This is a genomic window from Paenibacillus sp. EKM212P (assembly GCF_011066115.1).
In the GTDB taxonomy this organism is placed as follows: Bacteria; Bacillota; Bacilli; order Paenibacillales; family Paenibacillaceae; genus Paenibacillus; species Paenibacillus polymyxa_B.
The window spans coordinates 1-21,320 of sequence record NZ_JAAMNR010000003.1; the positions used below are offsets into that span (position 1 = coordinate 1).

Sequence of the window (21,320 nt, forward strand, 5' to 3'; positions counted from 1 at the left end):
TTGCAGGAAACGATTCTCCATAGAAAGGAGGTGATCCAGCCGCACCTTCCGATACGGCTACCTTGTTACGACTTCACCCCAATCATCTACCCCACCTTCGGCGGCTGGCTCCCTTGCGGGTTACCCCACCGACTTCGGGTGTTGTAAACTCTCGTGGTGTGACGGGCGGTGTGTACAAGACCCGGGAACGTATTCACCGCGGCATGCTGATCCGCGATTACTAGCAATTCCGACTTCATGTAGGCGAGTTGCAGCCTACAATCCGAACTGAGACCGGCTTTTCTAGGATTGGCTCCACCTCGCGATTTCGCTTCCCGTTGTACCGGCCATTGTAGTACGTGTGTAGCCCAGGTCATAAGGGGCATGATGATTTGACGTCATCCCCACCTTCCTCCGGTTTGTCACCGGCAGTCTGCTTAGAGTGCCCAGCTTGACCTGCTGGCAACTAAGCATAAGGGTTGCGCTCGTTGCGGGACTTAACCCAACATCTCACGACACGAGCTGACGACAACCATGCACCACCTGTCTCCTCTGTCCCGAAGGAAAGGTCTATCTCTAGACCGGTCAGAGGGATGTCAAGACCTGGTAAGGTTCTTCGCGTTGCTTCGAATTAAACCACATACTCCACTGCTTGTGCGGGTCCCCGTCAATTCCTTTGAGTTTCAGTCTTGCGACCGTACTCCCCAGGCGGAATGCTTAATGTGTTAACTTCGGCACCAAGGGTATCGAAACCCCTAACACCTAGCATTCATCGTTTACGGCGTGGACTACCAGGGTATCTAATCCTGTTTGCTCCCCACGCTTTCGCGCCTCAGCGTCAGTTACAGCCCAGAGAGTCGCCTTCGCCACTGGTGTTCCTCCACATCTCTACGCATTTCACCGCTACACGTGGAATTCCACTCTCCTCTTCTGCACTCAAGCTCCCCAGTTTCCAGTGCGACCCGAAGTTGAGCCTCGGGATTAAACACCAGACTTAAAGAGCCGCCTGCGCGCGCTTTACGCCCAATAATTCCGGACAACGCTTGCCCCCTACGTATTACCGCGGCTGCTGGCACGTAGTTAGCCGGGGCTTTCTTCTCAGGTACCGTCACTCTTGTAGCAGTTACTCTACAAGACGTTCTTCCCTGGCAACAGAGCTTTACGATCCGAAAACCTTCATCACTCACGCGGCGTTGCTCCGTCAGGCTTTCGCCCATTGCGGAAGATTCCCTACTGCTGCCTCCCGTAGGAGTCTGGGCCGTGTCTCAGTCCCAGTGTGGCCGATCACCCTCTCAGGTCGGCTACGCATCGTCGCCTTGGTAGGCCTTTACCCCACCAACTAGCTAATGCGCCGCAGGCCCATCCACAAGTGACAGATTGCTCCGTCTTTCCTCCTTCTCCCATGCAGGAAAAGGATGTATCGGGTATTAGCTACCGTTTCCGGTAGTTATCCCTGTCTTGTGGGCAGGTTGCCTACGTGTTACTCACCCGTCCGCCGCTAGGTTGTTTAGAAGCAAGCTTCTAAACAACCCCGCTCGACTTGCATGTATTAGGCACGCCGCCAGCGTTCGTCCTGAGCCAGGATCAAACTCTCCATTAAAGACCAACCGAAGTTGGTTTATAGAAAGAGCGATAAGCTCATTTTAATGCTAGCGATTCTTCTTTATAAAAGAAGAAATCTTTGTTTCATCATCCATTTGTTCAGTTTTCAAAGAACTTGTCTGTTCTCGTTCGTTCAACGAGCCAGGAATTAGATCATATCATGTTAGTTGCTTTCTTGTCAAATCTTTTTTTCGATTATCTTTTCAGCAACCTCGCCTCAAGAAATGATACTCTCAAAGCAACGTCTAATAATATATCATGCTTAAAGTTATTTAGCAAGCATTTATTTATATCTATTTTATTTCCTACTATACAACAGATAATAAGGCAGCCACCCCGCCCCAGAGCGGAATGACTGCACTCATTGCAAAACTGTTTATTCTTGTTCCAGCAGTCTGATAAATTCATCCTCATCTTCTATGGTGTCAATTCCGAGCTGTTGGGCCTTAGCCAGCTTACTCCCAGCCTTTTCACCAGCTATGACTAGATCCGTCTTTTTCGATACAGACCCCGCAACTTTGGCTCCAAGCGCCTCCAGCTTGGATGCAGCTTCGTCACGCGTAAGCTGATGCAAGGTACCTGTAAGCACGACCGTTTTGCCACTGAAAAAGCTGTCTGTCTTCTTCTCCTGTGGAGCTTCAGGGGCCTGAGCTTTCACCCCTAGAGACAGCATCTTTTCAATTCCCGCCTGAGTAAATGGATCTGCAAAGAAAGCAACAATGCTTTCGGCTACAATCCCGCCCACATCCGGTAGTTCTATCAGTTCTTCCACCGTAGCGGACATCGTCTTGTGCAAATCACGGTAGTGTTCAGCCAACATGCGTGTTGTTGCTTTACCGGTATTCGGTATACCCAGAGCATAAAGGAAAGAAGCCAAATCTCTCTCTTTACTCTTTTCTAGTGCCGCCAAGAGGTTACTGGCCTTTTTCTCACCAAACCGCTCCAGCTTCACTAGATCATCATATTGGAGTGTATACAGATCCGCAGGCTCGCGCACTTCCAGTTCGTCATGCAGCTGTATGGCCGTTTTGTCACTGAATGTCTCAATATCCATAGCATCACGTGAAGCAAAATGGGAAATACGAGCTACAATTTGTGGTTTACAGCCCAGCTTATTGTCGCAAAACAAATGGGCACCTCGCTGCTGCAACGGAAACCCGCAGGCTGGACAATGATCTGGTACAACAATTTCCTCTCCGTCGTGCTCAGATGTTACCTTTCCTAATATCTCCGGAATGACATCGTTTGAGCGACGGATAAACACACGTGCACCCAAAGCAAACTTCAGGTTTTTGCGCTCGATGTCACCAGCATTGTTCAGTGTACAATTTTGTACAGTGACTCCCGCCAGTTCTACCGGCTCTACCCTTGCAAGTGGGGTGATTTTACCCGTTCGTCCTACATTCCACTCAACCGAGTTAAGCACCGTAGTTGTTTCCTCGGCTTCGAACTTATAGGCCACCGCCCAGCGCGGGAATTTATCGGTATACCCGAGAGCCTCACGTGTGCGCATATCTGTAATTTTCAATACTGCCCCATCAATGAGGTAATCCAATCCGGCACGAGATTTTTCAATCTCAATCAGTTGCTCCATTACATCTTCAAAATTATCAAAGTAAGTCAGGTAAGGGTTTACCTTAAAATGATTTTCACGCAGGAAAGTCATCATTTCCTGGTGGCTGTTAAACTGGATACGGTCTGCATAACCCACATTGTAGAAAAATGCATTCAATCGCCGTTCTGCTGTCACTTTGGGATTCAAGTTACGCAAAGCGCCAGCTGCGGCGTTGCGTGCGTTTTTAAGAGGGTCAGCGGCAGTCTCATTATATTTGGACAGTACAGAGAGATTCATTATCCCTTCTCCCTGAACTTCAATAGTTCCATTTCGAAAAGGAATTGTAAGTGGCACGGATTTAATCGTTTTTACCTGCGCCAATATCCCCTCACCCACCACACCATTACCGCGGGTAGAAGCCTGTACCAGCTGTCCATCAGTATACGTCAGGTTCAGCGTTAGACCATCAAATTTAAGTTCTATCGCATAACCTGGAGATGGCAAAGGTTGCTCTGGGTTCTTGGTATTGTAATCATTGACCAGCTTCACGACACGCGCGTTCCATGCACGCAGTTGTTCCATATTCTGAGCTTTATCAAGGCTCCATAATGGGGCAAGGTGGCGATGCGGTGTGAACCCTTTGAGTAACTCCCCGCCCACACGCTGTGTCGGCGAATCCGGCAGCACAAGACCGCTCGTCTGTTCAAGCGCTACCAGCTCGTCATAAAGCACATCATATTCTTTGTCGCTGATCTTGGGTTCATCCAGTGTGTAGTAATGATAGTTATATGTGTTCAGTTCAGCAACAAGCTGCTCCATCCTGTGCATTGGGTTCATGCAGGCGTATCCCTCCGGGAACTTCATCAGGGCAGAGGTCCTAAGCCAAGCTGCCACTCATGAGGTTCGAGATTTAATGATGTTTGAGATTTATTCTACTTTTGTAATCGGTGCAAAGCCAGCTAACAGTCGTTTAACCCCTACTGGAGCCGGGAAAGCAATTTGAAGCTCCATATCATTGCCCGTCCCTTTTACAGCTACAATAGTTCCAATCCCCCATTTACCATGCTGTACCTTGTCTCCAGCAGCAAAAATGGAGGGACCTCCTGCCGAAGCAGCCGGAGTGGGTTTCGTGGATGAAGATGTCGTTACTGTTACTCGGGGTGACGCGGAAGCGGACGAACCACTACGGCTCATCGTATCAAACGAGCGTTCTCCACCAAAGTTGCTGCCACTACCTTTATTCAGTCCGCGCCCACCATAAGATCCGCCTACATTGCCTGAACGACGGTAGCGGTCACGTTTGATGATCGTATCCTCTTTTAACTCGTCCGGAATCTCTTCGAGAAAACGGGAAGGCGGGTTAGCTGTGGTGCGGCCAAACAGAGTGCGCATCTGTGCGCATGTAAGGAACAGTTGCTCCTCTGCACGGGTGATCCCGACATACGCCAATCTGCGTTCTTCCTCCAGCTCTTCGTTATCCAGAAAGGCACGACTATGAGGGAATACTCCCTCCTCCATACCGACAATGAATACGATGGGAAACTCCAATCCTTTGGCGCTATGCATGGTCATCAATACAACCGCATCGCTTTGCTCTTCTTCATCGTCATTCATGGAATCAATATCGGCAATCAGCGCAAGGTCGGTCAGGAAGGAGACGAGTGACTTGTCTTCCGCTCCTTTTTCAAATTCCATGGTTACCGACAGGAACTCATCAATATTCTCCAAACGTGAGCGCGACTCGAGTGTATTCTCGTTTTGCAGCTCCAATCGATATTGGGTGGTTTCCAGCATTTTTTCTGTTAACTCGGTAACCGAAAGGTAGTCTACCATCCGACTTAAACCTTCGATCATATCGTAAAACTCTACCAACGCATTGCGCGTACGTCCTGCAAAGCCCAAATCGTCTACAACTTGAAGGACACGGAAAATTGAAACTCCACGTTCTGCTGCAGCTGCCTGCAATTTGCCGACGGTTGTGTCTCCGATGCTTCGTTTTGGCACATTAATGATTCGGATCAAGCTAATGTCGTCGTCAGGATTGGAGAGCAGGCGAAGATACGCCAGCAAATCCTTAATTTCCTTCCGATCATAGAACTTGATACCGCCCACGATCTGGTAAGGAATATCGGATTTAATCAAAATTTCCTCGACAACCCGAGACTGAGCATTCGTACGGTACAAAATGGCATGATGGCTATAGGTTTTGCCCGCATTAATATTCTTATGAATTTCGGAGGCGATAAAGTAGCCCTCATCATGCTCAGAGTCAGCACGATAAACTTTAATCTTGGCTCCGCCTTCTTTGTCAGTCCATAGTTTTTTCGGCTTGCGGCCTGTATTTTGACCAATAACTTCGTTGGCAGCATTGAGAATATTTGAGGTGGACCGGTAGTTCTGCTCCAGCAAAATGGTGCGCGCTTCCGGGTAGTCCTCTTCAAAATTCAAAATGTTGCTAATATCCGCCCCCCGCCACCGATAGATGGATTGGTCACTGTCACCTACTACGCAAATCCGGTGATGCTTGTCGGCCAGCATTTTGCACAGCATGTACTGCGCACGGTTCGTATCTTGATATTCATCAACATGAATGTATTGAAATTTCTTCTGATAGAAATCCAGTACCTCAGGTACTTCTTTAAAAAGCTGAATCGTTGCCATGATCAAATCATCAAAATCAAGAGAGTTGTTATTTTTGAGTCGTTGTTGGTACTTGGTATATACCTTCGCCACAATCCCCTCAAAATAGTCGCCAATCTTGCGTTCATACATTTCGGGAGTGACCAGTTCATTTTTAGCCGTACTCATCATAGACTGAACCGCTTTGGGCTCAAACTTTTTGGTGTCTATATTCAGATCCTTCATGCAGCTCCGAATGACAGACAATTGATCCGTAGAATCCAAAATGCTGAAATTCGAGGTGAATCCAATCCGCTCGATATCCCGACGTAAAATACGCACACACATCGAGTGGAAGGTGGATACCCACACATCTCTTCCCTGTGGGCCAATCAGCTTGGATACGCGATCCTGCATCTCACGCGCGGCCTTGTTCGTAAAGGTAATCGCCAAAATGCCCCATGGAGCCGTCTTTCGGGTCGCGATGAGGTAGGCTATTCGGTGCGTGAGCACCCGTGTTTTACCACTGCCTGCGCCAGCCATAATCAGTAGCGGACCATCTACCGCCTCCACAGCCTGACGCTGAGGCGGATTAAGACGAGCTACCGCCTCGTGTATATCTATTGATTGCATGCGTGCATGCTCCTTTCCCTGAGCTTCCATAAATTCACGTTCTATACTTCCAATTTCACGGCTACCGTCTCCAGCGCTTTCGCCAAGTCACGATAAATGATGTTTCCTACTACAATGGTGTCACAAACGGCAGCCGCTTGTAACGCGGTAGATTTATCCACGATACCTCCCCCGTATAAGACACGAGAGCGCTCCGTACTGCGATGTATTTTCTGCACCAGCTCCATATCTCCAAAAGCACCGCTATATTCCACATATACAATCGGTAGATGCATGAGCTTGTCAGCAATCTGTGCATATGAGGCGGCTGATGTAGCACCCAGCGAAGTATCTGCTCCGGTAAGCTTAGCAACTGTGGAACCACCGTTCAAAACAATATATCCTTCCGTCACAAGCAAATCCCAAGGGATCATATAACCAAACTGCTCAATCGCACGTTGGTGCTGCCCTAGAATCCAATTACTGTCAGTGGTATTTAGTACCATGGGAATCATATATAGATCAAACCCCGGCACAACAGCCTCCAGATCGGACACCTCAAGCACACACGGCACCTCATAACGCCGAACTCGTGACAGCAAATCCACCGTATTTTCATAGGTAATACCTGAGGAACCTCCTACCATAATCGCATCCGTACCAGACATACACACGGCGTCAAGCGCACCATCATCCAGTTCCTTGTCAGGATCAAGCTTAAACACATGCCTCCATGATTGAATTGAATCTGCCAACACACATTCCTCCAGCATTCATTGCTTTTGTCATGATCCAGGCGAGCCGAATTCCAATATCCAAAAGCGTTCTATGCTAAGTCTATGATAGTGCTTAAAAGGTGTCAATGTTCGTATCAAATGGGAACACCCCGTTCAGACAACTCATGGTCGTAACGCATACAACCAACTGCGTTCACTAAGTTCTTTTTCCGTTAAAATATCTGTATAGAAACCTCGCACACCCATCTGTTCATACTCAGCCGCATCCTTCAACTCATTAATGGTATTTACGTAGCACACTGCTCCTGCCTGACGCAAACTTTCCACTAAAGCACCACTCACCCGATTCTCTGGTAAAGTTACTGCCGTTATATCATTTTGTTGTACAAATCGAATGATCTGGTCGTCCTTATCTTCTGTGGCATAGAGCGTATAAATAATGGATGGGTAAGGATAAATACTTCGTAACGTTCGCAACATTTCTTCATTATAAATTTGAGGAACAATACGGGACAAAAGCTCGGGATTTTTCTCCTGTGCCTGACGGGTCAGTTGCGCAAACAACTGTTTGATTTGGGCAGGGTCCTGTTCTTTCGTATCGGTCACAATATAAGCATCCGGGTATGTTTCCAATAAATCCAATACATCCTTCCAATCTACTGGGGTATAGGAACCGTGTATGGGGGTGTTCTTAAATTGATGATAGCTCCAAGGTTTTCCACCCTGTTCCGTAGCAACTGCATGTTCCTGTTGCATTTGCTCTGTAAAAGATTCTGTCCATTCATGGCGCGCCACCAATTGTCCATCCGATGTAAACATCAGGTCGACCTCGAATACGCGGCTGCCTTTTTTATAATTTTCCACAAACGCTTCACGCGCATTAGTATAGGCCAAACCATCAACGGCTCCCATGGCATGCGAAATCACACGGTGCGCGGTAAAGCCAGTATGTTCTTCTGTAGATTTCCCTTTGTATGCCAGTAAAAATGTGCCGATTAACATTAAAAGAATAACCGAAACAATCAATCGTTTCATGGGGTGTCACATCCTTTTCGTACAGGTCAATACCCCACATACGCATGCTCAAAACAACTGCCAGACGCAAAAGCACCCTCCGGCTAAACCGAAGGGTGCTTCTGTATTAATACGCGTTCTTGAAACCGTTGCGAATCGTGCGGAAAATAATTTTAATATCAAATAAGAGCGACCAGTTCTCAATATAGAAGATGTCATGCTTAATCCGTTCCTCAATAGATGTATCTCCACGCAACCCGTTGCTCTGTGCCCAGCCTGTGATTCCAGGACGAACATGATGCTTCACCATGTATTTTGGAATTTCCTCACGGAACTGATCCACATAATAGGGTCGTTCTGGGCGTGGACCAACGACACTCATATCACCCAGCAGAACGTTGAAAAATTGAGGCAGCTCGTCGAGACTCGTTTTACGAATAAAAGTACCAAAACGTGTGCGTCTTGGGTCATTAGCAGTCGTCCAGCCCGTATCTTCAGTTCCAGGAGGTAACACCTTCATCGAACGAAATTTGTACATTCGGAAGGTGCGACGGTTCAAGCCTACCCGCTCCTGCTTAAAAATGATGGGCCCTCTGGATGTGATCATTACACCAATCGCCACTGCCAGCATGATCGGAGAGGTCAGAAGAATCGCGAATAAAGAGAATAAAATATCGAATAGACGCTTAAACAATCGATTCCCCGCCACATCCAGTGGAATATCCCGTACATTAATCATCGGCATACCTGCAAAGTTATCAAAGTACGGACGAGCCGGCAAATAATCAAAAAAGTCAGGGATTATAAGCGTGCGCACTCCAGCCTTTTCACACATATTGATAATCTTGGGGTACTTATCATGGGCATCCAGCGGCAGCGCCAGAATGACCTCGTCAATCATCAGACGCGACAGCGTAGCCTCCAATTGATCTAAGCCTCCAAGAATCGGGCGGAAATGCGCCGCTTCCTCTTCACTCCAATGCCGCTTATCATCCAGAAAACCCACGACCTCGTATCCTAGATCAGGATACTGTCCAAGATTATGATAAAATCGTTGGCCTAGAGTACCCGCCCCGAGAATAAGCATGAACTGCTTGTTGTACCCTTTTTGACGGAGAGCTTTAAGAACTTGCTTCAAAAAGAACCGGTAAAACAAAATAAGCAGCACATTCCCAACCATATAGATCGCTAGATAGGACCGCGAAATGTCGATTTGCTTCACGAAGAACATCACACTCAACAGCACGAACAGGCCAACAATATGAATTTGGGTGACGCGGAATACGTCATCTGCAAATCGTTTTTTGCGTTTGGGCGAATAGAGCGAGAATAACATCCCCAGCACTACGGCAATCAGGCCGTAGATTAAGCTCCAGCCTCCATATACTTGAATAGGAAGCGGTTCTTTATAGGTGATCCATTCACTTTCAAATTTGAAAAACCAAGCGATCAGAAAGGACAACTGAATGACCGCGAAATCCGCCACAATATATAATTGGGTTAAAAAACGCTGATTTCTGCGTATCATGCTTTCACCTCAGTACGAGATTGTTCCCCGCTGTCCGGCTTGACCGGTGCGGACAACTTATTTTTCAGAAAGGCCATTCCAAATTTTACGATAATTCCCGCATAAACAGCCATATTGGTGATCCAACTGTATTGCTGTTTATAATGCTTACGATGAAATACCCACATAGCTCTATGAAACTCATAAATAATTTTCAAAGGACGACGGCGAGCGCTGCCCCCTTTGATATGAATAATATATGTGCGCGGGTAGTAGTAAATGCCCCACCCGGCTTGCTTAATCCGGTAACACCAATCAATATCCTCACCATACATAAAAAAGGTTTCGTCCAACCCCCCGACTTGGTCGATTGTCTCCCGGCGCACCAGCATAAAAGCACCTACCAGTACATCTACAGGATACTCATCGTCCGGGCTTAGATGCCCAAGCTGATATTGATTGTACTTCGGGTTATCCGGGTAACGCTTCGACCAGCCGAAAGCGTAGTAAAAAGAAGCTGACGGCGTTGGAAAGCCACGCTTACAAGCCTTGTCCAATGATCCATCCGGCAAGATGACCTTACAGCCCGATGCTCCCATCTCCGGATGCGTATCCATAAACTGAATCATTGTATCCAGCGTGTCCGGTTGCACCAACGTATCGGAGTTCAATAACAATACATAACGCCCGCTGGCTACTTCCATCCCCTGGTTGTTCGCCTTGGCAAAACCTGAATTATTCTTATTGGCTATCAACGTAATCTCCGGGTATGCAGCACGAATAGCCTCAACAGATCCGTCACTAGAGTGATTATCAATCACAATCACTTCATATCGGTACTGCGACTTTGACGCATACACCGATTGCAAACAATCCAGCGTCAATTGAGATGTATTATAGTTGACGACCAGTATGCTTACATCCATATTTAAAACGCTCCTGACAAATTCAGTAATCTATTCTACTATCGCCTATTATAGCATACCGCGCAGACCACGGGGCGCAAAAAAGCACATAACTTGTAACCTTACATAGTTAGCAAAATTTCAAAAAATTCGATTCCAGTCGCTCCAAAGTGCAAATATAGACAAACGAAACCATTTCGATCTATATATAGTTCATTGGAAGTCGTTTATTAGATTTTTGTAAAATCCTCGGTTGAGGTCTAAAATTCATCGTGGTAAGATATACATGGAAAAAGGGCTGGTGCCAGCCAGCCCCTGCGCAACCAACGCTCCAAGAGCGGACGGTTTTGGAACAATCAGGCCGAAAATAGACCCTTCCTTGCGGGGGCGGTCTATTTTCGTTTGTTAAACTCTAACAGTGTGACGATTAACGCCCCGAACGTCAGCATTAAACTGAGCGCCTCAAACACTGTCACAGGCTTCACCCCCCTCCTCGGGAGAGTTAGCCGACCGCCCTTGCCAGCTCTATCGGTTGCACGTTTCAATTATACTATATTTTTCCATAAAGGAACACGCATTCGATGGTATTTTATCTAGTATTCATTTGCACCTTTGACTATTTGACGCTTATATATGGAAAAAAGTTTCAATATTTTTTCTTTCCATACCTCTATAACTTCCTCAATACAAAAACCAACTTATAAATCCAGTTGTCCAACCGTGACTGCCTGTAAAATGGAGACTGCCAAATATATTTCATACGAGAAAACACACCCTTTTGGTAGCTGTCCAGGAATTGATCCATATCTCTATACATTTGAGGAGACATGTCTTGTCCATAAAGTTGAATAAATTGTTGGGCTTGTTTGCTTAAAATATAGCGATTTTTTCCTTTTGCAAATCTACTTAGTCTTTTCCTCCACTTGCTAACCCAGCCATCCGTAGAACCTCCCAGCACATTGTTTTGATGCTGCCGATACCAAATGTACGGATCGGGGTCAAAAACAACCTCACCAAAAGAGGAAGTGCATAAGTAAATCCACCAGTCATGCATGATAATATTATCCAAAGAAGTCGGAATTCTCTTTTTCACGAGCTTGAGTGTTTCTTTATTGATCACCATGGTACAACCTACACATACATTCTCAATGAGAGCATTATAGAAGGATACAGGTCGGGGGATGTAAGCTGGCCATACTTTGAGTGGTTCCAATGTTTGAGAGACCATTTGAGTAGCAGAACAGTACATCAGCGGTCGGCTCCCATCCTGCTCCCTGAGATGAGCCACAGCCTGAGCAAGTTTATTCGGCATCCACACATCATCCTGATCACAAAAAGCGTAATAGTCGAATGTCTCAGACGATCTTTGAATCAGATCAAAAAAGCTTTTAATAACCCCTACATTGCTCTCAAGGCATAAAAAAATCTGTTGAGGATAACGTTGCTTCAGCGCGCTCAACTTGGCAACCGTATCATCTGTCGAGCCATCATCACGAATTAGAATCTGAATTTCTACGTCTTTTTGATTGATGAGACTTTCTATCTGCTCATCTAAGTAAGCTGCTCCGTTATATGTAGATAATAAAATTTGTACGTTAGGTCTGTTCAGAGTAATGACCTCCTTCTTTTAAAATGTGCAATAGAGGGACAATAGGTTGCATCTGCTTATACATTATAATGCTCATCGTCCTTAATCAACATAGGCCTTAATATAATAAAATCTCCCAATCATGAACTGATGGGAGATTGTTGATATTTATAATAAGGTTTTATTTACTCGGATGTACTAAGACACTCCTGCAAAAAATCACGCAATCCCTCACGCCAGTCGCGCAAATCATTCAATCCATTGGTTCGGATCGCTATATGCTCCATAACAGAGTTACGTGGCCGCGCTGCAGGTCTGGGGAATTGCTCTGTGCTGCATGGTTCCAATTTCGCTGTGATCTTGGCATCTAATATTTCCGCCGCATCCTGTAAAATAGCTTGCGTAAATTCATACCAGGTACAGGAACCACTATTGGATGCATGGTATATGCCGTACTTCTCCGTTTGAATCAATTCCGCCAAAAAACGTGCCAGATCCACCGTATAGGTAGGTGAACCCTTCTGATCATTCACCACCTGGAGAAGCGGCTTCTCCTGTCCAAGCTTCAGCATCGTTTTAACAAAATTGTTCCCGTACAATCCATATACCCAAGATGTACGAACAATAAAATACCTAGAGGAAAGTGTTTGGGTCAATACCTCCCCCGCCCGTTTGGACTTTCCGTAGATACTCTGCGGATTGGTATTATCGTACTCATGATATGGCTGTTTTGCCGTTCCATCGAACACATAATCTGTGCTGATATAAACCAGCTTGGCTCCAACCTTTTCCGCAGCCATTGCCATATTACGTGTACCTGCCGCGTTGACTTGATAAGCCCCGTCTACATCAGTCTCTGCTGCATCCACAGCCGTATACGCTGCACAGTGGATTACGGCATCAGGTTGGTACTGTTCCACGATCTTCACAGCCTGCTCCAAATCCGTGATATCCAGCTGTTCCCGATCGTATCCAAGAACATCATGTCCTTGGCCCTGAAAAACGTTTACTACATCTTTACCAAGTTGACCGGATGCTCCAGTAACCAGCACCTTCATTTTACGCATCCCCCAAGCGGGAACCGTACTGTTTAGCATAGTATTGTTGGTATTCGCCGGATTGAATACGAGTCCACCATTCTTCGTTGTCTAAATACCAGCGAATCGTTTCTTTAATGCCTGTTTCAAAAGAGTGCTTTGGCTTCCAGCCCAGCTCATTCATGGTCTTCGTTGGATCAATGCCATAACGGCGGTCATGTCCTGGACGATCCTGCACATACGAAATCAGAGATTCCGGCTTGCCCAGCTCCTCTAATACTGTTTTGACGATATGCACATTTGTCCGCTCGTTATTTCCCCCGATATTGTATACTTCACCCAGTTTACCCTGATGAATGACTAGATCAATTGCGCTGCAATGATCCTCTACATACAACCAGTCGCGAATGTTCAAGCCATCCCCGTATACAGGTAGCTGTTGGTCGCTCAATGCACGTGAGATCATTAGCGGGATCAATTTTTCAGGAAACTGATATGGACCGTAGTTGTTAGAACAACGTGTGATGTTCACTGGTAAACCGAAGGTTTCATGATATGCACGAACTAGCAGATCGCCGCCTGCCTTGGATGCAGAATAAGGACTATTAGGCTGCAACGGAGTTTCCTCCGTAAACAATCCTGTTTCTCCCAAAGATCCATACACCTCATCTGTTGATACCTGTACAAACTTGGTCACGTTATATTTCTTGGCTGCATCCAGTAGCACTTGCGTACCCAATACGTTTGTTTTCACAAACACTTCCGGTTCCAAAATACTTCGATCCACATGTGACTCCGCTGCAAAATTAACCACCACATCAATCCCCTGCTGCATCAGTTGGTCAATCGCTTGTGCGTCGGTAATATCTGCTTTGATGAAGCTATGCTTGGGGTTATTTTCAATGGATTTCAAATTTTCCAGGTTACCTGCATAGGTAAGAGCATCTATATTTACAATTTCATAATCTGGATGCTGTTTTAACATGTACAATACAAAGTTACTGCCTATAAATCCGGCCCCGCCGGTGACAAGAAGTTTCATACTGACCTCCTAAATCTTATTATTCCTCTAATCAAAATTAATGTCAGCGTCGGCCAGTGCCGGATGCTTCTGATCCTTCTCTGAAAGAATAGCATGAGAAGTTGGCCAATCAATCCCTAGTGCTGGATCATTCCACAGAATTCCACGATCATTTTCAGGTGAATAATACTCGTCTACCTTATACAGCACTTGAGTGTTCGGAACAAGCGTACAGAACCCATGAGCAAAACCCTTGGGCACCAGTAGCTGACGTCTATTATGTTCACTTAAGATTACCCCGACCCATAGACCGAATGTTGGAGAACTTTTACGAATATCCAAAATCACATCGTAGATAGCTCCAGAAAGCACACGAATGAGTTTGGTCTGTGCTTTAGGATTAAGCTGATAATGCAAACCACGAATCACACCGGCTTCTGCAGACAAGGATTGGTTATCTTGAATAAAAGCATGGTCTATTCCGTTTTCTTTCATGATCTGTTCATTGTAACTTTCCATAAAAAAACCACGGTGATCACCATGAACCACGGGTTCAATGATTTTTGCACCTTCTAATTTCAAAGGGATTACCTTCATTTCGTTCGCATCCTCCCTTTATTTTAAATCTTTAACTTTCCAAACTCTTCACCAAACACGATATCCTTAGCCAATTCATTAGCTCGAGCAAGTGAGGGGTGAGTTCCTGCATCTGTCCACCAGCCTTGAAGAACATCATACGTCAATGTCCCATTAGCAATATATGCATTGTTAACATCAGTGATCTCAAGTTCTCCCCGAGCTGAAGGTTCGAGCGTCTTTACAATTTCAAACACACTATGATCGAACATATAGATGCCTGTTACAGCATAATCACTTTTTGGTTCTTTAGGTTTTTCTTCAATTGACACAATACGTTCCCCTTGAAGCTCGGCCACTCCAAAACGATGTGGATCTTGCACCTGTTGAAGAAGAATCTTCGCCCCTGTGATTTGATTACGGAAATTGTCCACAAATGGTGCAATGTCATCTTCAAACACATTATCGCCTAAAATAACAACCATTTGATCATCACCTACAAATTGTTCAGCCAGATCAAGCGCTTGTGCGATCCCGCCAGCTTCGTCTTGAACTTTATAAGTAAACGTTACACCCATCTCACGACCGCTGCCAAGAAGGTTAACAACATCTCCCATGTGTTCCTTGCCTGTGACAATAAGGATATCTTGAATGTCAGCTTGTTTGAGCTTATTTACCGAATGAAAAATCATCGGATACTTACCAACGGGTAATAAATGCTTATTTGTTACTTTAGTTAAGGGATAGAGGCGAGAGCCTGTACCTCCTGCAAGAATTATACCTTTCATTGCTCCTCCTTAATTACTTTCAGATTTTTTTGGATATCATATTTGCGCAAAAATAAGTTTAGTAATATTTTAATAAGTAGCAGATTCCCTCGAAGTGGACTAATTTTAGTAGGTACTTTCCCCTTTGGATATGAACGTTCAACAGGAATCTCCGTAACTTTATAGCCTAATTTAGGCGCTTTAACTGACAAATAGCCCAACAGCTCATAGGTCTCAAAAACATCTCTAAATGGATGTAATTCGGGATCTTTTAAAAATCGAGCAGAATGGGCTCTAAATCCATTTGTAGTATCTGTATAATGATATCCTGCAACTAATGATATAAATGGTGCATGAATAAGTTTAATAGCAAGTTTCCTTGATATAGGAGTATTTATTTCCTTACCTCCTGGTACATACCTTGAACCTTGCACAAAATCATAGCCTTCATCAAGCTTCTGAATGAATTCAGGAATTGACTCAACACTATCTTTATTATTTCCATCCACAGTAATGACGCCCTCATATTGCTCTTGTAATGCGTAAGCGAACCCCATCCGTAATTGTGCACTCAACTTACCCTTATCTTTTTTAACTAGAATAGCTCTTACACGGTTATCTAAAAGAAATGATTCTTCTAAAGAACCGTCGGTGCTCCCACCATCTAAAATAATAATATCAACAGTTTCAGCAAGTGATTTTAACTGGTTAAGCTGCTTTTGAATTTTTATCCCCTCATTAATGACAGGAATACAAACACAGTATTTACTACTTTTTGTCTTAAACTCTTTAAGTTCAAAATTGGGTACTGACCAATCTTTATTTTGTATAGCGTTCATTGGTAGGATTTTCTCCTTAATTATACATAAATTTCTGAAGCATATTTTAGAGCTCGCTCAACTGTACCAGCATTCGAATTGTCCCCGTTCTTCATTTCAATAGACACCCAATTTTTATATTCGTTTATTTTTAGAGTCTTTGCTATTTCCCTGTGTGGTGAAAGACTTTCCTCGCTACCAACCTTATTAAGATAAGGTTCGCTAATATGAAAATGACTCAAATAAGGCATGCTATTTTCAATAGCAGAAGAAATATTTTCGTTATTTAAAGTAAGAGTTCCTGCATCAAGATGCAATTGAAAACCCGGATGGTTCACTTCTCGAACCAACTGTAAACCTTCTTCACTATTTGTAATGAAATCACAACCATATTGGGACGGGTTAGGCTCTATACACAAGGTTACATTTTCTGTAACAGCAGACTCAGCAAGTTCCGTAAAAAATGGGATAGCAATGTCCAGTTGCTCATTCTTAGATAGCCCATTAGAAAGCCGGTTTTTAGGAGATCCAAATACCAGTGCTTTAACTCCTATTTTACCCGCCAAGCCCATTATACCCATTACATATTCTTTTAGCTTGTTACGAGATTCAACATCTGAAAATAACGCCAATCCATGCTGTCCAAATAATAATGATTGCATAGCAATTAAATGAATATCTCTTTGTTCCCAATATTGCTTAAATTGTAGTAGTTCGTTAGGTTCGCTATCTAATGGGCGATCCCATATTTTAGTGGGGGCAATTTCTATCCCACGAATGCCAAGTTTATTAAGTAACACAATGATTTCTTCATTTTCATTACTATTCCATGCAATATTGGAAATAGAAAGTTTCATCGAAGCGCCCTCTTTTCTTCCTCAATAAAAGCTTTAATCTCCTGTAGAACTTTTCCCTTAGATTTCATATACTCTTTATTGTCACGGTCACCGAAAATATGTGAATATAGACTTCTCATATCATAAGAAACAGGCTTTTTCTCCGTTTCATTAGAAAAGTTAATATTCAGTCCTGCCTGGGCAATTTCTTTTGCACTTACAGGCTCCGTAGCAAAATTCACTAAGCTCAGCGAATTAGCAATCGCAGTTTGAATGTCATCCCACAAATGGTTCATATTATAAAATTGAAATTCACTTAGGTAATGAGTTAAATGTAAAGCATTGTCATGGATTAAATCATAAATGAAGTTTTTCTTAAGTCCTTTGCCAAATAGGCCAGGGAGACGAATAATCAAATGGTCATGAAAAGTTTGGGTAACGAATTGTTCCAAATAAAAGCGATGTTTTCCGTAAGGTTCTGCTGTTTCTGCTTGTATATTCGTAGACTCATCAACTTTGATAGGAGTAGTATATACATCAACTGTAGAGATAAGCACAAACTTTTCAGCCTTGACCTCTTTTAAACAGGAAATCAGTTGATTGATATTCGCAAGATCTTCCTCTGGGGCTTGATTGGCCTTCCATTTGACAGCCGGGGCGGCTGCACACACCACTAAATCAAATTCCATACCTTTAATAGACTCAATATTGGACGAATTATATAATTCATCAAATGCAGTTTGTGCAAGTAAAGTGGTGCCTACATACCCGGTAAATCCTACAAGACAATTTCTCCTCACAACACTCTCTCCTTCCTTATTGACCAGATGCACTCTCTTTTTCTTTAATTAATTCCAGTCTAGGCTTTTTCTCTTTATACATTTCTACAGACTTGGTACTGTAAAAAGGACGATTTTGGATCTCAATTAATATACGCGAAGTATATTCCCCGATAATCCCGCCAATAAAAAACAAACCAGCAAAACCAAGAGAGATTAAAATCATAAGTGTAGTCCAACCTTCTACTACTGACTGATTAAAAAAGTAATTATATAAAGCGTAACCCCCCATGAACAAAGAAAACAAGAAAAACACACCGGTAAGAAGATGAGCTGCTCTTAGCCCAAAATGAGAAAAGGAGACCAATGCATCTACAGCCAACGATATATTTTCCCGATTTACTTTCCTACTAGTCAGTCTATTTATGGCCTTGTAGTTAATCAGGGTTTTAGAATAACCGGTAAGCTCATAAAGCGCTTTTCTATACCTTACTTTTTCCTTCAAGTTCAGCATAGCGTTTAAAGCACGACGCGTTACTAAGCGTGCATTCTCTGTAGAAAGAGATAAATTTAAGTAAGACACCTTATTCAGTATTCTATAAAATATTCGAGATTTCCAGCCAGCTTGTCCAGAGGAAGCAGCGACTATATCAAACCCATTTCCAGTTGCCGTTTTGAACATCTCATACAGCAGGTCCAAATTAAAATCAATAAATAAAGACTCAATTTCAAACACAAAGTCACCCATAGATTTATTAAGTCCGGCCACCATAGCATGCTCAACGCCATGTTTTCTGGACAGATTAATAATCGTAGTGTCCCCGTAAATATTCTCCATAGCACTATGCGCGTTCTCCAGTGTCTTATCTTGGCTATAATCGTTAACCAGTATAATCTCATAGTGTTGGAAATATGTCATCATCGTGCGATCTAATTCAATTAATGCCTGCGCAATTTCTTGCTCATTATTGTGCGCATATAGAACAGTAGATACAAAAACCTGCTCTTTCATAGCACTTCCTCCAAATCATAGATGGTGTTAAACTTTCCAGAAAAAACAGAAACAAATCTCGGGTTTTCTGAAAATTCTTTAATAACGGTAGGTCGAGAATCATCGAGTTCTGAAGCACTGATCAATGCCTTTACAGCAAATAGAGATTTTTTGTAGGTTATTTGAATTTCAGGATTAAGATACTTTTTAGCCAACTGGCTCATTCTTGTCCAAGCTGTATAAGGTCTAACTGGACAAGTGTTACAATTGCTTAATTGCCTTACATTACAAGCATCATTGTATTTCTGACAAGAGAATTCAGGTAAAGCGTTAAAAGACGACTCATGCGGAGTATGTCCAACAGATGTAAGAGAATGATACCCACTTTCTCCAAAAGGCATCAAAGAAAAAAACGGCCCGTCCATTACAGTAATGCCTACATTTTGAACGTTTTCGGTTACTCCTGTCATAATCACTTCACATATTTCATATTTTGTTGAAAATAATTCATAGTCAAACTTACGTAAAATCTGGTTAATACTCGCATAGGTTGCATTAAGTATGTTGGTAGCTGTACAATCAGATCCATCAGTGAAACGAAGTACATAGCGTTCATCTTCAATGCTAACTTTATCAATTAGTTGATTGAAAAACAGCGACACATTTTTAAAACCCTGTAACTTCTCCATGTACCAATTACGAATTAAATTAGCATCATAGCTATATTCCATCGTTTCGAATGCTGCCTCCACAGCCCCTGGATTAAAATACACCCTGCTGTTAACCTCTACCGCAGGTACTTCAACATAATCGCAGAAATGCTGAAACTGTTCGGCACTTGTTAAGGAATCATTCGCGGAAATCGCATATATTTTCTTAAATCTATCGTTTATAGCAAAAGAAAAATCACGGACAAACCGTTCATAATAATGAGCAGATTTTGCAGCGGTAGAAACACTTCTTGGGTAATGATACCCGTTGTGAACTCTAGCTTGGTTAATATAACTCGCACGTTGTAAAGGTTTATCATCAAATTCAATTACAGCTATTTTCAGATCTTTTTTCGCTAATAAGTGAGCAGCATATAGACCGTATATTCCAGCGCCAAAGATAACATAATCGTATTTCAAAAAAGTCATTCCCCTTTTTGTTAGTGCCACTTTTTTATATATTTTAGCTAATAAAAAATAATAACAGTTCCAACAATCAGTAAGATAATGCCTACAAGTTTAAAAGCGGTTATTGGTTCGTGAAAAATCAAAACAGACACCGCAACAATGCCTAGTGTAGTCAATGCCTGCGATACAGGTGAAATCCTTCCCAATTCCCCCCGAGACAAAGCAAAGATATAGAATACAAAGCTAACACCATATAAAATTGCTCCAAACCAAATATAAGGTGAGGTAGACAACTTTATAAGTGACTGCAAGCTAATTCCGGTAAAATTCAATACATTTATTCCATGCTTTAAAGTGATTTGAGCGACAATGTTAAAAAGCATTGCTAAAAAAAGCAACAATAATAGCATTATGATCCCCTAACAGTTTATTTATTGTTTATTCTATCACTTGTAAAAAAAATTTGCATTATGAAGAATTATGTCAAAACATCAAGGCAAAATTGCAAAAGACTCAATTATTTTATGGCAAATAAAAATTTGGAAATTTCAACTTCTGAAAATCTTTTTTTTAAGATTAAGCTGAATCTAAGGTCCATTAATGAAAAAGTCCAAAATGTTATTGTTTATTTCCTTGTCTATCAAACTTGTTTTTTTCTCTAGTAATCAATTATTTTCTATATTTTGAAATAAAATCATTGATTTATTACGATGAATTCCTGAATGCCAGTTATTATCGGTAAAATCTGCTGCCGTAATATTCAAAATTTCAAAAGTATATCTAAGAATATTATTAAAGGTGAAATTCCGATTGATAATAATGTCTTGAAGTTATTTACAGACAATAATGTCTCTAGTTTGAAAGTAAACAATAAATCACTACCAATTTATAGAATAGATCCTCAAGGGATTATTCATTTAAATAGTAGAATAGCTAAAGAAAATGGAAACTCCATTTTTAAAATGAGATAAGGAACGATAAAACCACGTTGAGGAAAAGAAGTATAAAAATAATTTCCCTTTTTATCAGAAACAGTTGCACCCCAAGAAATATACTTGTCTTCCACTAACTCCAATGAAACAATAGGTAATAACAAGTGATCTTTGATGGAATTCTCTTTAAGTGTATCTATGGTTAACAAGAACATGATACGAAGCATCAATATTATTTATATTTGAGTATGGTTTTAGATTAGAAGTTCTTACGAATATAGTTTTTTGAATTCTTTGCATTTAGTTCCTCTATTAATAGCACATAAT

19 protein-coding genes, 1 rRNA gene and 1 pseudogene are annotated in these 21,320 nt (G+C 42.8%); 1 reads left to right on the forward strand and 20 read right to left on the reverse strand.

All coding sequences use genetic code 11. From position 1 onward, the window contains the following. Positions 1–23 precede the first annotated feature (23 nt). The 20 genes and pseudogenes from G9G54_RS09325 to G9G54_RS09410 form a co-directional block, all read right to left on the reverse strand. Positions 24–1,579: ribosomal RNA gene (locus G9G54_RS09325) — 16S ribosomal RNA — on the reverse strand. A gap of 378 nt (positions 1,580–1,957) precedes the next feature. After that, positions 1,958–3,973, reverse strand: coding sequence for an NAD-dependent DNA ligase LigA (gene ligA / locus G9G54_RS09330; RefSeq protein WP_165177555.1), 2,016 nt, complete (start codon positions 3,971–3,973; stop codon positions 1,958–1,960). A gap of 90 nt (positions 3,974–4,063) precedes the next feature. Then, positions 4,064–6,388 (reverse strand): DNA helicase PcrA, encoded by a 2,325-nt coding sequence (gene pcrA, locus G9G54_RS09335; protein WP_069290489.1) that lies wholly within the window; start codon positions 6,386–6,388, stop codon positions 4,064–4,066. A 41-nt stretch (positions 6,389–6,429) separates the two neighbouring features. Continuing rightward, entirely contained in the window at positions 6,430–7,140 is a 711-nt protein-coding gene (locus G9G54_RS09340; RefSeq protein WP_165177558.1) for a heptaprenylglyceryl phosphate synthase, read from the reverse strand. A gap of 126 nt (positions 7,141–7,266) precedes the next feature. Beyond that, positions 7,267–8,139 (reverse strand): phosphatidylinositol-specific phospholipase C/glycerophosphodiester phosphodiesterase family protein, encoded by an 873-nt coding sequence (locus tag G9G54_RS09345; RefSeq protein WP_165177561.1) that lies wholly within the window; start codon positions 8,137–8,139, stop codon positions 7,267–7,269. A 106-nt stretch (positions 8,140–8,245) separates the two neighbouring features. Beyond that, on the reverse strand, positions 8,246–9,646 hold the full coding sequence (locus G9G54_RS09350) for an undecaprenyl-phosphate glucose phosphotransferase (RefSeq protein WP_061831729.1): 1,401 nt from the start codon (positions 9,644–9,646) through the stop codon (positions 8,246–8,248). Further along, positions 9,643–10,551 carry a glycosyltransferase family 2 protein gene (locus tag G9G54_RS09355; RefSeq protein ID WP_165177564.1) on the reverse strand — a complete coding sequence of 303 codons (909 nt, stop codon included), beginning with the start codon at positions 10,549–10,551 and terminating at the stop codon, positions 9,643–9,645. Before G9G54_RS09355 ends, G9G54_RS09350 begins: the two co-directional genes overlap by 4 nt. A gap of 371 nt (positions 10,552–10,922) precedes the next feature. Continuing rightward, positions 10,923–11,015: a putative holin-like toxin gene (locus tag G9G54_RS26220; RefSeq protein ID WP_219727884.1), complete on the reverse strand. Its 93-nt coding sequence runs from the start codon at positions 11,013–11,015 to the stop codon at positions 10,923–10,925. A gap of 185 nt (positions 11,016–11,200) precedes the next feature. Beyond that, complete coding sequence (locus tag G9G54_RS09360; RefSeq protein ID WP_238807875.1) at positions 11,201–11,842, reverse strand: glycosyltransferase family 2 protein; 642 nt, start codon at positions 11,840–11,842, stop codon at positions 11,201–11,203. A 15-nt stretch (positions 11,843–11,857) separates the two neighbouring features. After that, positions 11,858–12,145 (reverse strand): annotated as a pseudogene (locus G9G54_RS25575) (glycosyltransferase); the annotation flags it as partial. 158 nt (positions 12,146–12,303) lie between these two features. Continuing rightward, a complete protein-coding gene (gene rfbD / locus G9G54_RS09365; protein ID WP_165177567.1) occupies positions 12,304–13,176 on the reverse strand; it encodes a dTDP-4-dehydrorhamnose reductase in 873 nt (290 codons plus the stop codon). Between the two features lies 1 nt (position 13,177). Next, positions 13,178–14,197: a dTDP-glucose 4,6-dehydratase gene (rfbB, locus tag G9G54_RS09370; protein WP_165177570.1), complete on the reverse strand. Its 1,020-nt coding sequence runs from the start codon at positions 14,195–14,197 to the stop codon at positions 13,178–13,180. A 27-nt stretch (positions 14,198–14,224) separates the two neighbouring features. After that, on the reverse strand, positions 14,225–14,773 hold the full coding sequence (rfbC, locus tag G9G54_RS09375; protein WP_165177573.1) for a dTDP-4-dehydrorhamnose 3,5-epimerase: 549 nt from the start codon (positions 14,771–14,773) through the stop codon (positions 14,225–14,227). A gap of 23 nt (positions 14,774–14,796) precedes the next feature. Next, a complete protein-coding gene (locus tag G9G54_RS09380) occupies positions 14,797–15,540 on the reverse strand; it encodes a sugar phosphate nucleotidyltransferase (RefSeq protein ID WP_165177576.1) in 744 nt (247 codons plus the stop codon). Beyond that, positions 15,537–16,358, reverse strand: coding sequence for a glycosyltransferase family 2 protein (locus tag G9G54_RS09385; protein ID WP_165177578.1), 822 nt, complete (start codon positions 16,356–16,358; stop codon positions 15,537–15,539). The genes G9G54_RS09380 and G9G54_RS09385 overlap by 4 nt, the downstream gene beginning before the upstream one ends. Before the next feature lie 20 nt (positions 16,359–16,378). Next, on the reverse strand, positions 16,379–17,194 hold the full coding sequence (locus G9G54_RS09390; protein ID WP_165177581.1) for a sugar phosphate isomerase/epimerase family protein: 816 nt from the start codon (positions 17,192–17,194) through the stop codon (positions 16,379–16,381). Then, the gene (locus G9G54_RS09395) at positions 17,191–17,973 is read right to left on the reverse strand and encodes an NAD-dependent epimerase/dehydratase family protein (protein ID WP_165177583.1); all 783 of its coding nucleotides are present in this window, start codon (positions 17,971–17,973) and stop codon (positions 17,191–17,193) included. The genes G9G54_RS09390 and G9G54_RS09395 overlap by 4 nt, the downstream gene beginning before the upstream one ends. Positions 17,974–17,989: 16 nt before the next feature. Further along, entirely contained in the window at positions 17,990–18,964 is a 975-nt protein-coding gene (locus G9G54_RS09400; protein ID WP_053326201.1) for a glycosyltransferase, read from the reverse strand. Next, positions 18,961–20,073: an FAD-dependent oxidoreductase gene (locus G9G54_RS09405; RefSeq protein ID WP_068938840.1), complete on the reverse strand. Its 1,113-nt coding sequence runs from the start codon at positions 20,071–20,073 to the stop codon at positions 18,961–18,963. Before G9G54_RS09405 ends, G9G54_RS09400 begins: the two co-directional genes overlap by 4 nt. A gap of 47 nt (positions 20,074–20,120) precedes the next feature. Further along, the gene (locus tag G9G54_RS09410) at positions 20,121–20,471 is read right to left on the reverse strand and encodes an EamA family transporter (RefSeq protein ID WP_165177585.1); all 351 of its coding nucleotides are present in this window, start codon (positions 20,469–20,471) and stop codon (positions 20,121–20,123) included. Between the two features lie 312 nt (positions 20,472–20,783). Here G9G54_RS09410 and G9G54_RS09415 point away from each other — a divergent pair, with 312 nt between their 5' ends. Then, complete coding sequence (locus G9G54_RS09415) at positions 20,784–21,032, forward strand: hypothetical protein (RefSeq protein ID WP_165177587.1); 249 nt, start codon at positions 20,784–20,786, stop codon at positions 21,030–21,032. Positions 21,033–21,320: the final 288 nt, after the last annotated feature.